The 15,120-nt window shown below is 68.0% G+C and carries 11 protein-coding genes and 1 pseudogene; 9 read left to right on the plus strand and 3 right to left on the minus strand.

Annotated elements, in window-relative coordinates:
- The first annotated feature begins 165 nt into the window (after nt 1–165).
- The 6 genes and pseudogenes from murC (at nt 166) to lpxC (ending at nt 7,307) form a co-directional block, all read left to right on the plus strand.
- Entirely contained in the window at nt 166–1,611 is a 1,446-nt protein-coding gene (murC, locus tag AC6CH2_RS12915; RefSeq protein ID WP_498269588.1) for a UDP-N-acetylmuramate--L-alanine ligase, read from the plus strand.
- A gap of 5 nt (nt 1,612–1,616) precedes the next feature.
- Nucleotides 1,617–2,609 carry a D-alanine--D-alanine ligase gene (locus tag AC6CH2_RS12920; RefSeq protein ID WP_498269921.1) on the plus strand — a complete coding sequence of 331 codons (993 nt, stop codon included), beginning with the start codon at nt 1,617–1,619 and terminating at the stop codon, nt 2,607–2,609.
- Nucleotides 2,606–3,334 (plus strand): annotated as a pseudogene (locus AC6CH2_RS12925) (cell division protein FtsQ/DivIB); the annotation flags it as partial. The gene AC6CH2_RS12920 and the pseudogene AC6CH2_RS12925, both read left to right, overlap by 4 nt.
- Before the next feature lie 8 nt (nt 3,335–3,342).
- On the plus strand, nt 3,343–4,593 hold the full coding sequence (ftsA, locus tag AC6CH2_RS12930) for a cell division protein FtsA (protein ID WP_031371603.1): 1,251 nt from the start codon (nt 3,343–3,345) through the stop codon (nt 4,591–4,593).
- A gap of 199 nt (nt 4,594–4,792) precedes the next feature.
- Nucleotides 4,793–6,013 (plus strand): cell division protein FtsZ, encoded by a 1,221-nt coding sequence (ftsZ, locus tag AC6CH2_RS12935; protein ID WP_498269589.1) that lies wholly within the window; start codon nt 4,793–4,795, stop codon nt 6,011–6,013.
- Nucleotides 6,014–6,398: 385 nt separating this feature from the next.
- Complete coding sequence (gene lpxC, locus AC6CH2_RS12940) at nt 6,399–7,307, plus strand: UDP-3-O-acyl-N-acetylglucosamine deacetylase (protein ID WP_441328777.1); 909 nt, start codon at nt 6,399–6,401, stop codon at nt 7,305–7,307.
- 306 nt (nt 7,308–7,613) lie between these two features.
- Here the strand turns inward: lpxC and AC6CH2_RS12945 are convergent, their stop codons facing one another.
- On the minus strand, nt 7,614–8,060 hold the full coding sequence (locus AC6CH2_RS12945; protein WP_498269590.1) for a DciA family protein: 447 nt from the start codon (nt 8,058–8,060) through the stop codon (nt 7,614–7,616).
- Nucleotides 8,061–8,067: 7 nt separating this feature from the next.
- Here AC6CH2_RS12945 and AC6CH2_RS12950 point away from each other — a divergent pair, with 7 nt between their 5' ends.
- The 3 genes from AC6CH2_RS12950 to AC6CH2_RS12960 all read left to right on the plus strand — a co-directional run bounded on the left by AC6CH2_RS12950 (nt 8,068) and on the right by AC6CH2_RS12960 (nt 13,535).
- Nucleotides 8,068–8,979, plus strand: coding sequence for a M23 family metallopeptidase (locus AC6CH2_RS12950; RefSeq protein ID WP_435393906.1), 912 nt, complete (start codon nt 8,068–8,070; stop codon nt 8,977–8,979).
- Nucleotides 8,980–9,733: 754 nt separating this feature from the next.
- Entirely contained in the window at nt 9,734–12,454 is a 2,721-nt protein-coding gene (secA, locus tag AC6CH2_RS12955) for a preprotein translocase subunit SecA (protein ID WP_498269591.1), read from the plus strand.
- Nucleotides 12,455–12,560: 106 nt separating this feature from the next.
- The gene (locus AC6CH2_RS12960; protein WP_498269922.1) at nt 12,561–13,535 is read left to right on the plus strand and encodes a Nudix family hydrolase; all 975 of its coding nucleotides are present in this window, start codon (nt 12,561–12,563) and stop codon (nt 13,533–13,535) included.
- A 57-nt stretch (nt 13,536–13,592) separates the two neighbouring features.
- Here the strand turns inward: AC6CH2_RS12960 and coaE are convergent, their stop codons facing one another.
- Together coaE and AC6CH2_RS12970 are read right to left on the minus strand one after the other, a co-directional pair.
- The gene (coaE, locus tag AC6CH2_RS12965) at nt 13,593–14,216 is read right to left on the minus strand and encodes a dephospho-CoA kinase (protein WP_498269592.1); all 624 of its coding nucleotides are present in this window, start codon (nt 14,214–14,216) and stop codon (nt 13,593–13,595) included.
- Between the two features lie 3 nt (nt 14,217–14,219).
- The gene (locus AC6CH2_RS12970) at nt 14,220–15,107 is read right to left on the minus strand and encodes a prepilin peptidase (protein ID WP_498269593.1); all 888 of its coding nucleotides are present in this window, start codon (nt 15,105–15,107) and stop codon (nt 14,220–14,222) included.
- Nucleotides 15,108–15,120 lie beyond the last annotated feature (13 nt).

The following is a 15,120-nucleotide window of genomic DNA, read 5'->3' on the forward strand; positions in this document are numbered from 1 at the left end:
GGACTCGGGATTCGGGACTGGGGACTCGGCCAAGCGCCGGGTCGCTTCGGATGTATTCGTAAGAGGAGCGGTAGTGGCAGCAGCAGGTTGGCAGCAGATCGGCGGGGGATGCGCGTTTACGCGAGTCCCCAGTCTCGAGTTCCGAATCCCGTCGAGGAACGCAGCATGAGCACCGCACTTCGCCGCCGCCTGCAACACACCGGCGACCTGGCCAAGGCGTTTCCGCGCGTGCACTTCGTCGGCATCGGCGGCACCGGCATGAGCGGGATCGCGGAAGTCATGTGCACCCTCGGCTATCAGGTGTCCGGCTCGGACATGGCCGACAACGCGGTGACCCGCCGGCTCGAAGCGATGGGCGTCAGCGTCCACCGCGGCCACGCCGCGGCCAACGTGCTGGGCGCAGATTGCGTGGTGGTGTCGAGCGCGATCAAGCGCGACAACCCCGAGCTGATGGAAGCGCGCGCCCAACGCATTCCGGTGGTGCCGCGCGCCGAGATGCTGGCCGAGCTGATGCGCTTCCGCCGCGGCATCGCCGTGGCCGGCACCCACGGCAAGACCACGACCACCTCGCTGACCGCCAGCGTGCTCGCCGAAGGCGGGATCGACCCGACCTTCGTGATCGGCGGCAAGCTGCTCGCCGCCGGCGCCAACGCCGGCCTCGGCGGAGGCCAGTGGCTGGTCGCCGAAGCCGACGAAAGCGACGGCAGCTTCCTGCGCCTGAACCCGCAGATCGCCATCGTCACCAACATCGACGCCGATCACCTGGAAAACTACGGCGGCGACTTCGCCAAGGTCCAGGCCGCGTTCGAGGAATTCCTGCACCGCCTGCCGTTCTACGGCCTGGCCGTGCTGTGCATCGACGACGCCAACGTCGCCCGGCTCGCCGCGGAGACCCCGCGCCACGTCATGACCTACGGCTTCGACGAGACCGCCGACGTGCGCGCCGAGGACGTCAGCCAGCGCGGCGAGGCGATGTACTTCACCCTGTGCCTGCCGGACGCCTCGCGCACCGCGGTGACCCTGGCGCTGCCGGGCCGCCACAACGTGCTCAATTCGCTGGCCGCCGCTTCGGTGGCCTGGCAGCTCGGCGTGCAGCCCGACGCGATCGCGCGCGCGCTGGAGAAATTCGAAGGCATCGGCCGGCGCTTCAACCTGCTCGCCGAACTGCGCACCGACAAGGGCGCGTCGGTGCAGTTGGTCGACGACTACGGCCATCACCCGAAGGAACTCGAAGCGGTGTTCGCCGCGGCGCGCGGCGGCTGGCCCGACAAACGCCTGGTGGTGGCGTTCCAGCCGCACCGCTACAGCCGCACCCGCGACCTGTTCGACGACTTCGCCGCGGTGCTGTCCTCGGTCGATGCGCTGGTGCTGACCGAGGTCTATCCGGCCGGCGAAGCGCCGATCGCCGGCGCCGACGCCAAGTCGCTGGCGCGCGCGATCCGCGCGCGCGGCCGCATCGATCCGGTGGTGGTCAGCGGCGCCGGCGACCTCGCCGGCGTGCTGCCCGACGTCCTCAACGACGGCGATCTGTTGTTGCTGATGGGCGCCGGCGACATCGGCGCGGCTGCCCAGCAGCTCGCCAACCAGGGTTTCCAGGGAGAATCGAAGTGAGCGTGGTGAGTGTTCAGTTCGCGCCGTTGCGCGTCACCGACCCGGCCGTGTTCGGCCGCGTCGCCGTGCTCATGGGCGGCACCAGCGCCGAGCGCGAAGTGTCGCTGGATTCCGGGCGCGGCGTGCTCGAAGCGTTGCGTTCGCGCGGCGTCGAGGCGTTCGCGGTCGACGGCATCCCGGCACTGATGGACACCATCCGCGCCGGTGGCGTCGACCGTGTGTTCAACATCCTGCACGGCAACAAGGGCGGCGGCGAAGACGGCGTACTGCAGGGCGTGCTGGAAGCGCTCGGCGTGCCGTACACCGGCTCCGACGTGCTCGGTTCGGCGCTGGCGATGGACAAGATCCGCACCAAGCAGGTGTGGATGTCGACCGGCCTGCCGACCCCGCGCTACAAGCGCATCGCCAAGGGCGACGACGTCCATGCGGCGGCGCGCGAGATCGGCCTGCCGGTGATCATCAAGCCGTCCAGCGAAGGCTCCAGCGTCGGTGTATCGCGCGTGCTCAAGGACGCCGACATCGACGAGGCGGTGGCGCTCGCTGCGCGCTACCCGGGCGAGATGCTGATGGAGCAGATGGTGATCGGCGACGAGCTGACCGTGGCCGTGCTGGTCAACGGCGAGGGCTATAGCGCGCTGCCCTCGATCCGCATCGTGCCCAAGGGCGAGTGGTACGACTACCACGCCAAGTACATCGCCGACGACACCCAGTACCTGTGCCCGGGCCTGGACGGCGCCGACGAGGACGAAATCCGCCGGCTGGCGATGGAAGCCTTCGTCGCCGCGGGCTGCAAAGGCTGGGGCCGGGTCGACGTGATGCGCGACCGCAGCAGCGGCCAGCTGTATCTGATCGAGGTCAACACCGCCCCGGGCATGACCAGCCACTCGCTGGTGCCGAAGGCCGCGCGCCAGGTCGGCATCGAGTACGACGAACTGTGCTGGCGGGTGCTCGAGGCGACCGTGGCCGCGCCGCCCGCCGTGGGAGGCGACGCGGCGTGAACGCCATGCTCCGCCTCGTCGGATGGTTGCTCGCGCTGGCCTTGGTCGCGCTGCCGGTCGTGGCCGTGCTCAACGGCTGGGTCGGCGCGGACCAGTGGCCGCTCAAGCGCCTGCGCGTGACCGGCGAGTTCGAGCGGGTGGATGCGGCGTCGCTGCGCAAGACCTTGTTGCCGTATGCCCAGCGCGGTTTCTTTGCGGTGGACCTGGCGGCGGCGCAGGACTCGGTCGCCAGGTTGCCGTGGGTCGAGCATGCCGAAGTGCGCAAGCGCTGGCCCGACGTGCTCGAAGTCAGCGTGATCGAACACAAGCCGTTCGCGCGCTGGGGCAAGAATCAACTGCTGTCCGAACAGGGACGTCTGTTCCCGGTCGACGGCATCCAGGTGCCGGACGGCCTGCCGCAGTTCGGCGGGCCCGATGCGCGGGTCGCCGACGTGGTCGCGCTGTACAACGAGTCGCGCGAACTGTTCGCCCCCGTCGGCATGGACGTCAGGCAGGTCGAGGTGGACCAGCGCGGCAGCTGGACGCTCGGTCTGGGCAACGGCGCGCAGATCGTGGTCGGGCGCAGCGAAGCGCGCGCCCGCCTGGGCCGCTTCGTCAGGTTGTTGCCGCAGTTGTTGGCCCAGCGCGTGCAAGTGCTCGCGCGCGCCGACCTTCGTTACACCAATGGTTTTTCGCTGTCCTGGGCGCCCGTGCAGGCGCCCGAGGCGGCACCGAAACAGCAGCAAGGACAGTCATGAACCGCAAAGGCGACAAGTCGCTGATCGTAGGCCTCGACATCGGCACCTCCAAGGTGGTGGCGCTGGTGGGCGAGTACACGCCTTCGGACGGCCGGCCCGGCACTCCGATCGAAGTCATCGGCATCGGCTCGCACGAATCGCGCGGACTCAAGCGCGGCGTCGTGGTCGACATCGAATCGACGGTGCAGTCGATCCAGCGCGCGATCGAGGAAGCCGAGCTGATGGCCGGCTGCGAGATCCGCTCGGTCTACGCCTCGATCTCCGGCAACCACATCCAGTGCCGCAACTCGCAGGGCATCGCGCCGATCCGCGACGGCGAGGTCACCTACGGCGACCTCGACCGCGTGCTCGAAGCGGCCAAGGCGGTGGCGATCCCGGCCGACCAGAAGATCCTGCATGCGATTCCGCGCGACTACGTGCTCGACGATTCGCAGGAAGGCATCCGCAACCCGGTCGGCATGACCGGCGTGCGCCTGGAAGTGCACGCGCACCTGGTCGTGTGCGCGCAGTCGGCCGCGGCCAACATCAGCAAGTGCGTGCAGCGCTGCGGCCTGCAGGTCGACGACCTGATCCTCGGCGTGCTGGCTTCCAGCAATGCGGTGCTGACCAGCGACGAGCGCGAGCTCGGCGTGGTCCTGGTCGACATCGGCGCCGGCACCACCGACATCGCGGTGTTCGTGCAGGGCGCGATCGCCCACAGCGCGAGCCTGCCGATCGCCGGCGACAAGGTCACCGAAGATATCGCCCACATGCTGCGCACGCCGACCCCGGAAGCCGAGCAGATCAAGGTCCGCTACGCCTGCGCGCTGGCGCAGATGGCCACGGCCGAGGAATCGATCCAGGTGCCGAGCGTCGGCGACCGCCCGCCGCGGCGCATGCCGCGTCACTCGCTGGCGCAGGCGGTGCAGGCGCGCTACGAGGAAATCTTCGAAATGATCCAGGCCGAACTGCGCCGCTCGGGTTTCGAGCACCACGTGCGCGCCGGCATGGTCCTGACCGGCGGCGCCTCGAAGATGGAAGGCGTGGTCGAACTGGCCGAGGAAATGCTGCAGATGCCGGTGCGCGTGGGCATCCCGCAGCACGTCACCGGCCTGGGCGAGGTGGTCGGCAACCCGGTCCATGCGACCGGCGTCGGCCTGTTGCTGATGGGCAGCCAGATCGAGAACCCGCGCCGCCCGGTGATCTCCACCGGCCGCGCCGGCAGTTTCTTCAACAAGATCAAGAACTGGTATCGCGGCGAATTCTGACCGCCGGAAACCGGGAATTGAGAGTAGGCAATCGTAAGAGCAACAGCGACATGCAACAGCACTGGCAGGTTGTGGCAGCGGCAGCACCAAGTAACTAAAACCAAAAACGTCGTAGAGGACGGCATCGAGTTGAGGACGGAGCGCATCCGATTCCCCATTCCCGATTCCCGAACCCCGGCACTAATAAGAGGACGAGGACATGGCACATTTCGAACTGGTTGAAAAAATGGCCCCGAACGCGGTCATCAAGGTCGTCGGCGTGGGCGGCGGCGGCGGCAACGCCGTGGCGCACATGGTCAGCGGCAACGTCGACGGGGTGGAGTTCATCACCGCCAACACCGACGCGCAGGCGATCAAGAACTGCGGCGCCAAGCTGCAGCTGCAGCTCGGCAGCAACGTCACCAAGGGCCTGGGCGCCGGCGCGAACCCGGAGGTCGGCCGCCAGGCCGCGCTTGAAGACCGCGAACGCATCATGGACGCGCTGACCGGCGCCGACATGGTCTTCATCACCGCCGGCATGGGCGGCGGCACCGGCACCGGCGCCGCGCCGGTCGTGGCCCAGCTCGCCAAGGAGATGGGCATCCTGACCGTCGCGGTCGTCACCAAGCCGTTCCCGTTCGAGGGTCGCCGCCGCATGCAGGTGGCGCTGAAAGGCATCGAGGAGCTGTCGCACCACTGCGACTCGCTGATCACGATCCCGAACGAGAAGCTGATCACCGTGCTCGGCCGCAACGCGACCATGATCCAGGCCTTCCGTGCCGCCAACGACGTGCTGCTCGGCGCCGTGCAGGGCATCGCCGACCTGATCGTGCGTCCGGGCCTGATCAACGTCGACTTCGCCGACGTGCGCACGGTCATGAGCGAGATGGGTCTGGCGATGATGGGCACCGGCGCCGCGCGCGGCGACGACCGCGCCCAGGCCGCGGCCGAATCGGCGATCCAGAACCCGCTGCTCGACGACGTCAACCTGGCCGGCGCCAACGGCATCCTGGTCAACATCACCGCCGGCCCGGACTTCACCATGGCCGAGTTCGACGAAGTCGGCCGCACCATCGAGAACTTCGCTTCCGAAGACGCGACCGTGGTCATCGGCACTGTGCTCGACCCGGACATGCAGGACGAGGTCAGGGTTACCGTGGTCGCCACCGGCCTCAACCGCGTCGCCGTCAAGCAGTCGGTGCGCGGTCACGGCCACGACCGCGAGCCGCAGCGCGCGCCGATCCAGCTGGTGCGTAACGCCACCACGGGCCAGCCCGAGTTCTCGGCGATGGACGACGTCGGTCACGCGCCGATGCCCAGCTTCGGCGGCAGCCTGCGCGGCAGCTCGCGCCAGGAACCGACCGGCCCGGCCGTGGCGGACTTCGGCAGCGACAGCAGCTACCTGGACATCCCGGCGTTCCTGCGCCGCCAGGCGGATTGAAGCGTTGAAGCCAGGAACGAGTGGGCAGGAGTGAGAAACGAGTAGGGCGGCTTCGCTCAACTCTTCACTGCTCTCGATTCGTTTCTGCTTCGAGAACCACCCAAGGGCCGGACTCGTCCCCGGCCCGAGGCATCTTGCCCCGGCGTAAAGCGCGGGGTCTTGGGCCGGTCGGCCCACCCCTCGGGGGAGCCGACCGGTCAGTTTGACGAGCGCTGTTGACAACGGCGGGACAGTGTGTCCTTTCCGTTCAGGTTCAGGCTTGCGCGTGCTAATCTTGCGCGGCTTCGTTCCACCCCCATTCTTGGGTCGGCCCCTCGCGTCCGCAGGTTTTTGCGGACCGACGACGACACCATCACTCCACGTCCGCGGAAGTCTCCCCACGACCATGCTGCGTCAGCGCACCCTCAAAAACGTGATCCGCGCCACCGGCGTGGGCCTGCACAGCGGAGAGAAGGTCTTTCTCACCCTGCGCCCGGCGCCGACCGACACCGGCATCGTGTTCCGCCGCGTCGATCTCGACCCGGTGGTGGAGTTGCCTGCGCGCGCCGACCTGGTCACCGAGACCACCCTGTGCACCGGCCTGACCTACGGCGCCGGCAAGGTGATGACGGTCGAGCATCTGCTGTCGGCGATGGCCGGCCTCGGCATCGACAATTGCTATGTCGAACTGTCGGCGCCGGAAGTACCGATCATGGACGGCTCGGCCGGCCCGTTCGTGTTCCTGCTGCAGTCGGCGGGCATCGCCGAGCAGGACGCGCCCAAGCGCTTCATCCGCATCAAGCATCCGGTCGAAGTGCGCGACGGCGACAAGATCGCCCGTTTCGAGCCCTTCGACGGTTTCCGCCTCGGTTTCACCGTGGTCTTCGACCATCCGGCGATTCCGGCGGCTCAGTCGCGCGCGCAGGTCGAGTTCTCGACCGAGAACTACATCCGCGAAGTCAGCCGCGCCCGCACCTTCGGTTTCATGCGCGACCTGGAATACATGCGCGAACGCAACCTCGGCCTCGGCGGCTCGATGGACAATGCGATCGTGCTCGACGAATTCCGCGTGCTCAACGACGACGGCCTGCGTTACGCCGACGAATTCGTCCGCCACAAGATCCTCGACGCGGTCGGCGATCTCTACCTCGCCGGCCACGCCGTCATCGGCGCCTACGAGGGCTACAAGTCCGGCCACGCGCTCAACAACAAGCTGGTGCGCGCCCTGCTGGCCGAACGCTCGGCCTGGGAGCAGGTCACCTACACCGGCTCGGAGCCGACGCCGGTCGCCTACGGCGAGCCCGTTCCGGCCTGAATCCGTCTGATCGGCCCGATCGATACGGCCTGACGGCAGCGCCGGCGGCCCGCTTCGGGCGAGTGCGAAGGCCCGCGTGCGGCGTTCGAACCTGAACGCGGGACCGGCGCCCAGCCCGGAAAATCAAGAACGTTAACGCGGTCACACTCGTGAACGGCGCGTGACGCCTTAACTAATTTCTAACGAAACCTTTCTGAAATGCTTCCGGCTCTTTAACAAAGCCGAGGGGTAGGGCCAGTAGGATTCCCCGACCCCGGCTCTCGGACCCCCGCCGGTTTGCGTCGACGACGCGGACCGCCCCGAGTGTCAGCCGGCGTCGCTGGGCCCTGACGGATCAGGTTTCTTCAGCGATGCCAGCGCGGCTTGCAGCGCTTCCAGCGTCGCAGCCGACATGGGTTTGGCCTTTCTGACCGGCACTGCCGCCGGGATGGGAATCGTCGTCTTGACGACGAATTCGGCCGCTTCCAGCCCGACGGATCGGGCTGCGTCGAGCAGTTCCGGAGCCGCGAGCCTGAGCTTGGCGCGCCACACCGGAGCATCGACGACATACACGAGCCTGCCGCGTTCGAAATTGGCCAACCGCGCATGCGCGGCGAGCGAAGGCGGCAGGTAGGGGCGTAACCGACGGTCCAGTTCGTCGAGCCACAAGGCTCGGCGGATCGGGTTGCCAGCGGGGTCTTCGAGCAGTGCATCCAAGGCGATGCGCGGCTTCGAAGGGCCGCGCGACGGCGGCTTGGGCTTGGAATAAGACATCGGACACATGACCTATAAAACCATCGTAGACAACACACGAGCCAGGCTGGGCGAGTTCTTCCAGCAGGCCGGACGGATCGGCTCCCGCCGACCGGCGCTCGCCATCGCATTGCTGCTCGGCACCGGCGTCAGCATCGGCGCAGGCGCGGGCATCGCCGACAACCGCATGCTACGCGCGCAGTTGGCCCAGCAGCAGGCCCAGATCACCGCGACGCGCCGCGACGCGCAGCGCGAGATCAATGCCCTCGCCGCACGCATGGGCGAACTGCAGGCCGAAGCCAACCGTCTCAACGCGCTCGGCGAACGCCTGACCCGGATCGGCCAGCTGCAGGACGGCGAATTCGATTTCGAAAAGCCGGTCGGCGTCGGTGGCGCCGGCCCGGTGCGCGACATGGCCAAGCCCGAGCTCGATGCCGGCATGGACCTGCTCGACCGCCAGTTCAAGGCCTCGGGCGAACAGCTCTCGGTGCTCGAGTCGCTGCTGTTCAACCGCCAGATCGACATGAACGCGGTGCCTTCGCGCGCGCCGATCGCCAACAGCTACATCACCTCCGGCTTCGGCGGCCGCGCCGATCCGTTCAACGGCGGCGCCGCGTTCCACAAGGGCATCGATTTCGAGGCCGACGTGGGCGACCCGGTGCTGGCCGTGGCCGATGGCGTGGTCAGCTACTCCGGCGTGCGTTCGGGTTACGGCAACGTGATCGAGATCGACCACGGCAACGGCTACGTGACGCGTTATGCGCACAACTCCAGCCTGCTGCTCAAGGTCGGCGAGCTGGTCCGTGCCGGCCAGGAAATCGCCAAGGCCGGCTCCAGCGGTCGTTCCACCGGCGCCCATGTGCATTTCGAAGTCTGGGAAGGCGGCCGGGTGGTGAACCCGCTGAAATTCCTGAATCAGCAATCCCCGTTGAGGGGGTGAACCAAGCCCGCTCGCGAGCCACCGGCTCGCGGGCTTGGTGAACGCCCGCCGCGCTGCGGCGGGCCGGGCGAGCAAAACCAAGCGGGAGCACCCGCTCACCGCTGGTCGATCAGCCACCGAACAGCGCCCCGCTCGCAGGCCACCGACTCGCGGGCTTGGTGAACGCCCGCCGCGCTGCGGCGGGCCGGGCGAGCAAAACCAAGCGGGAGCACCCGCTCATTGCTGGTCGATCAGCCACCGGACAGCGCCCCGCTCGCGAGCCACCGGCTCGCGGGCTTGGTGAACGCCCGCCGCGCTGCGGCGGGCCACCCGGGCATACGGGGTGTCAGTCCTGGCCTATCCCGCCGGCCCGCGGACCGAACGATCCAGCTCTACAGCCATCTACGGCCTCAAGCGAGCCGAAGCGCCTCCCGCGCCGAGCGCCCAATCGCCGGCCAACGATCCCGTCGGGCCCCCGCGCACCGGACTTGCCTCGCCCAAAAGACCCCCCAAACCGCGGAATCGGGCAAAGTCCTACATTCGACCGGCGCCTCTCCCCCTTGATACCGTTCAGGTCGCCCCCCACGCTAGAATGCGTGTGGCCAAAGACCAGGCTCGATTCGATCGGGGGCGCACGGCGCCTCCGATCGCGTTTTCGGGATGCCGAAACGCAAGGACGGGCTGGTCGTCTGGATTCCTGGGGAACTTGCCGGCGGCGGCGCGCTCTTAAACCGTCCCGCCTGTGCCACCCCGTTCGCTTTACACGGACCCGTTCATGCTCAACAGCTTGCTTACCCGCGTTTTCGGCAGCCGCAACGATCGTCTGCTGCGTCAACTGCAACGATCCGTCGTCAGGATCAATGCGCTCGAGCCGGAGATGCAGAAGCTCTCCGACGCCCAGCTGCAGGCCAAGACGCCGGAGTTCCAGAAGCGCATCGCCGACGGCGAGTCGCTCGACAAGCTGCTGCCGGAGGCGTTCGCGGTCTGCCGCGAGGCGTCCAGGCGCGTGCTCGGCATGCGTCACTACGACGTCCAGCTGATCGGCGGCATGGTCCTGCACCTGGGCAAGATCGCCGAGATGCGCACCGGCGAGGGCAAGACCCTGGTCGGCACCTTGCCGGTCTACCTCAACGCGCTCGAAGGCCAGGGCGTGCACGTGGTCACGGTCAACGACTACCTCGCACGCCGCGACTCGGCGTGGATGGGCAAGCTCTACAACTGGCTCGGCCTGAGCGTCGGCGTGGTCTATCCGGGCATGCAGCACAGCGACAAGCATGCCGCCTACGCCAGCGACATCACCTACGGCACCAACAACGAATTCGGCTTCGACTACCTGCGCGACAACATGGCGCTGTCGAAGGAAGACCGCTACCAGCGCGGTCTGCATTACGCGATCGTCGACGAAGTCGACTCGATCCTGATCGACGAGGCGCGCACGCCCCTGATCATTTCCGGCCCGGCCGACGAATCGCCGGAGCTGTACATCAAGGTCAACCGCATCGTGCCGTCGCTGATCCGCCAGGAGAAGGAAGACGGCGAGGGCGATTACTGGGTCGACGAGAAGGGCAAGCAGGTGCACCTGTCCGAAGCCGGCCAGGAGCACGCCGAAGACTTGCTGCGCAAGGCCGGCATCCTGCAGGAAGACGAAGACTCTCTGTACGCCGGCCACAACATCAGCGTGGTCCATCACCTCAACGCCGCGCTGCGCGCGCATGCGATCTACCAGCGCGACGTGGACTACATCGTCCGCGACGGCGAGGTGGTGATCGTCGACGAGTTCACCGGCCGCACCCTGCAAGGCCGCCGCTGGTCGGATGGCCTGCACCAGGCGGTCGAGGCGAAGGAAGGCGTGCCGGTCCAGCGCGAGAACCAGACGCTGGCCTCGATCACCTTCCAGAACCTGTTCCGCATGTACAAGAAGCTGGCCGGCATGACCGGTACGGCGGATACCGAGGCCTACGAATTCCAGAGCATCTACGGCCTGGAAGTGATCGTGATCCCGACCAACCGGCCGATGCAGCGCAAGGACCACTCCGACCAGGTGTTCCTCAATCGCGCCGGCAAGTACCGCGCGGTGCTCGGCGAAATCAAGGCCGCGCACGAGCGCGGCCAGCCGGTGCTGGTCGGTACCACCTCGATCGAAGTCTCGGAGATGCTGAGCCAGCAACTCACCGAGGCCGGCGTCGCCCATGAGGTGCTCAACGCCAAGCAGCACGAACGCGAAGCCAACATCATCGCCCAGGCCGGCCGGCCGGGCGCGATCACCATCGCCACCAACATGGCCGGCCGCGGCACCGACATCGTGCTCGGCGGTTCGCTCGAAGCCGAGCTCGCCGACCTGGCCGCGCAGAACGGCGGCGAGCCGGTCGACGAAGTCACCCACCAGCGCCTCAAGGCGGCCTGGCAGGAGCGCCACGACCAGGTCAAGGCCTCCGGCGGCCTGCACATCGTCGGCACCGAACGCCACGAATCGCGCCGCATCGACAATCAGCTGCGTGGCCGCGCCGGTCGCCAGGGCGACCCGGGTTCTTCGCGCTTCTACCTGTCGCTCGAAGACAACCTGATGCGCATCTTCGCCGCCGACTGGGTCCAGCGCGTGATGGCGCGCATGGGCCTGAAGGAAGACGACATCATCGAAAGCCCGCTGGTGACCAAGCAGATCGCCAACGCGCAACGCAAGGTCGAGGCGCACAACTTCGACATCCGCAAGAACCTGCTCGACTTCGACGACGTCAACAACGACCAGCGCAAGGTCATCTACGGTCAGCGCGACGAGTTGCTGGAAGCCGAGAGCGTGCAGGACAACGTGGTCGGGATCCGCGGCGACGTGGTCGCCGACATGGTCCAGCGTTACGTGCCGGCCAACTCGGTCGACGAGCAGTGGGACCTGCCCGGCCTGGAGGCGACGATCGCCCAGGAGTTCAACGTGCAGGTGCCGCTGGTCGAGATGGCGCGCACGGCCGAGGAGCTCGATGCCGAGACGGTCGCGCAGGCCGTGCAGGATGCGGTCGAGGCGCACTTCACGACCCGCGAAAGCCAGGTCGGCGCCGAAACCATGCGCATGCTCGAGAAGCACATCATGCTCAACGTGCTCGACCAGAACTGGAAGGAGCATTTGGCGCGCATGGACTATCTGCGCCAGGGCATCCATCTGCGCGGCTATGCGCAGAAGCAGCCCAAGCAGGAGTACAAGAAGGAAGCCTTCGAACTGTTCTCGGAGATGCTCGACAAGGTCAAGCGCGAGGTGGTGACCATCCTGGCGCGCGTGCGCATCCAGAACGAGCAGGAAGTCGCCGAGATGGAGGCGCTCGAACGCGCCCAGGCCGAAGCACAGGCGCGGCAGATGCAGTTCCAGCACGCCTCCACCGGCGGCTTCGGCGCCGACGAGGAGGCCGCGGAGGTGTCCGAGGAGGCCTTCGCCAACGCCGGCCGCAACGACCCTTGCCCCTGCGGCAGCGGCAAGAAGTTCAAGCACTGCCATGGGCAGTTGGGCTGAGTCAGGCGGGACTCGGGACTCGGGGCTTGGGACTCGCAAGGCCGGTTCGGCTGCGAGTTCCGAGGCATCCGCAGCCATAGCGGCATCTGCTGTTTCCGAGTCCCGAATCCCGAGTCCCCAGTCCCAGCCTGGCTCCGAGTCCCGGCTCGTAGAGGTCGTCGCGGGGGTGATCCGCGACGCGCGCGGGCGGGTGCTGCTCGCGCGCCGCACCGAAGGCCGCGACCTGGCGGGCCTGTGGGAATTTCCGGGCGGCAAGCGCGAGCCCGGCGAGACGCCCGAGGCCGCGCTGGCCCGCGAACTGCACGAAGAACTGGGCATCGAGGCCGAAGTCGGCGCGGCGGTGATCCGCGTGCCTCAGGCTTACCCTGACAAGCGCCTGGTCCTGGACGTGCGCGAGATCCGCCAGTGGCGCGGCACCGCGCGCGGCCGCGAAGGCCAAGCCCTGGTCTGGGTGCCGCCGCACAAGCTCGCCAGCTACGTCATGCCGCCGGCGGATCGCCCGGTGGTCGCCGCGCTGCAGCAATCCGAACACTATCTGGTCACCCCCGAGCCCGGCGAGAGCGACGCCGTCTGGCTCGACGCGCTGTCGCGCTCGCTGCAGGCCGGCGTGCGCCGTGTGCAGCTGCGCCTGCGCACCGTGACGGCCGAGCGCGGCCAGCGCCTGGCCGCCGCTGCGGTGGCGCGCTGTCGCGCCGTGCAGGCGGAAGTGCTGGTCAATGGGGACGCTGCCATGGCGAACGCATTGGGCGTGGGCCTGCATCTGCGCGCCGTGCAACTGCGTGAGTTAGGCGAACGGCCGGTCCCCGCCGAGGTGCCCCTGGCGGCTTCCTGCCACGACGCCGATGAGCTGCGGGCCGCCCAGGCGCTAGGCTGCGATTTCGCCGTGGTCGGCTCGGTCAAACCGACGCCGAGCCACCCTGGGATGCCGGGCATCGGCTGGGAGGCGTTCTCAGCCTTGCGCGAGTCGGTGTCGCTGCCGATCTATGCGATCGGGGGGCTGGTCCCGGACGAGCTGATCGAAGCGCGGCACCACGGCGCCCAGGGCATCGCCGCCATTCGGGGCCTTTGGGACGTGGGCTGAGCCCGGCGAGCGCCGGTCCGGATTATCTGCCGAGGCTCGGCTGACGCGTCCGGTCGGTCAGTCGCCGGCGTGAGTCGCAGCCAGAGCCCGATAACGCCGGTCCAGGGCGGCGACCTGGGCCGCCAAGGCTTCGATCGGGCCGTCGTTGACGATCACGTCGTCGGCGATGGCCAGCCGCTCGCCGCGGCTCGCCTGGGCCGCGATCATGCGCAGGGCCAGTTCGCCGTCGATGCGGTCCCGCTGCATCACCCGGGCCTGTTGGACATCGACCGGCACGTCGACTACCAATACACGGTCCAGCCAAGGATAGGCGTCGCGCCCGCCGCCTTCGGCGAGCAAGGGAATCGCCGCGACGGCGTAAGCACCCGGCGCGTCCGCGCACTGGGCGCGCAGCATCGAGCGCACGCGTGGGTGGATGATGGCTTCGAGCCGGCGTCGTGCGGCGTCGTCGCCGAATACGAGCTTGCGCATGGCGGCGCGGTCCAACGCGCCCTGGGCGTCGAGGACGCTCGCGCCGAACTCGGCGACCACCTCGGCCAGGCCCGCGCTGCCGGAAGCGACCGCCGCGCGCGCGGCCAGATCCGCATCGGCCACGACGATGCCCAGTGCTTGGAAATGCCGGGTGACTTCGCTCTTGCCCGAAGCCACGCCGCCGGTGACGCCGACGCAGAACGCCGCCATGGCTCAGGCGAGGCCGGAGAACTGCAGGTAGGCGTGGAGCAGGGACTCGCCCCAGAAGAAGGTGAGCCAGCCGGCGATCGCGAGATAAGGGCCGAACGGGATCGGAATGCCCATGTCGCGGCCCTTGACCGCCAGCCAGATCGAGCCGATCACTGCGCCGACCAGGGACGACAGCAGGATCGTCGGCAGCACGCCCTTGAGACCGACCCAGGCCCCGATCGCGGCGAGCAGCTTGAAGTCGCCGTGGCCCATGCCCTCATGCGGGTCTTTGACCCGCCTGACCACCACCTGGTACTGCTTGTAGACCCAGTTGACCAGCCACAGGCTCATATAGCCGGCGATCGCGCCGAGCACGGCCGGCTTGGTCTGGAAATACAGGTTGTCGCTGCTGGCGACGATGCCCAGCCACATCAACGGCAGGGTCAGTTGGTCCGGCAGCAACTGGGTCTTGAAGTCGATGCCCGACATCGCGATCAGGAAGCCGGTGAAGACCATCGCGCCGAAGCCCTGCCAGCCGAAGCCGAAGCGCCAGACGCAGGCCACCATCAGCAGCATGGTCAGCAGCTCGACCGCCGGGTACTGGATCGAGATCGGGGTCTTGCAGTTGCGGCAGCGCCCGCGCAGCACCAGGTAACTGAACACCGGGATGTTCTCGTACCAGGACAACTGGTGTTTGCAATGCGGACAGTGCGAGCGCTCGACCACGATCCCGGGCGGGGGCGGATCGTAGACTTCCGGCAGCTCGAGGATTTCGCGCGCGTCCTTCTTCCACTGCCACATCAGCCGCTTGGGCAGGCGCAGAACGACGACGTTGAGGAAGCTGCCGAGCAGCAGCCCGAAACCGGCCGCGAGGGGATACCCGAGGCCGGGGTTCTGATCTAGGAATGCCATGCGGAAAGGATAC

It is taken from the genome of Lysobacter sp. GQ73 (assembly GCF_059758755.1).

Bases quoted from the DNA above. Each gene is read 5' to 3' on its own strand.
- lpxC (WP_441328777.1), top strand. From the start codon at position 6,399: ATGCTGCGTCAGCGCACCCTCAAAAACGTGATCCGCGCCACCGGCGTG.
- ftsZ (WP_498269589.1), top strand. From the start codon at position 4,793: ATGGCACATTTCGAACTGGTTGAAAAAATGGCCCCGAACGCGGTCATC.
- secA (WP_498269591.1), top strand. From the start codon at position 9,734: ATGCTCAACAGCTTGCTTACCCGCGTTTTCGGCAGCCGCAACGATCGT.
- AC6CH2_RS12945 (WP_498269590.1), bottom strand. From the start codon at position 8,060: ATGTCTTATTCCAAGCCCAAGCCGCCGTCGCGCGGCCCTTCGAAGCCG.
- AC6CH2_RS12970 (WP_498269593.1), bottom strand. From the start codon at position 15,107: ATGGCATTCCTAGATCAGAACCCCGGCCTCGGGTATCCCCTCGCGGCC.
- murC (WP_498269588.1), top strand. From the start codon at position 166: ATGAGCACCGCACTTCGCCGCCGCCTGCAACACACCGGCGACCTGGCC.
- coaE (WP_498269592.1), bottom strand. From the start codon at position 14,216: ATGGCGGCGTTCTGCGTCGGCGTCACCGGCGGCGTGGCTTCGGGCAAG.
- ftsA (WP_031371603.1), top strand. From the start codon at position 3,343: ATGAACCGCAAAGGCGACAAGTCGCTGATCGTAGGCCTCGACATCGGC.
- AC6CH2_RS12950 (WP_435393906.1), top strand. From the start codon at position 8,068: ATGACCTATAAAACCATCGTAGACAACACACGAGCCAGGCTGGGCGAG.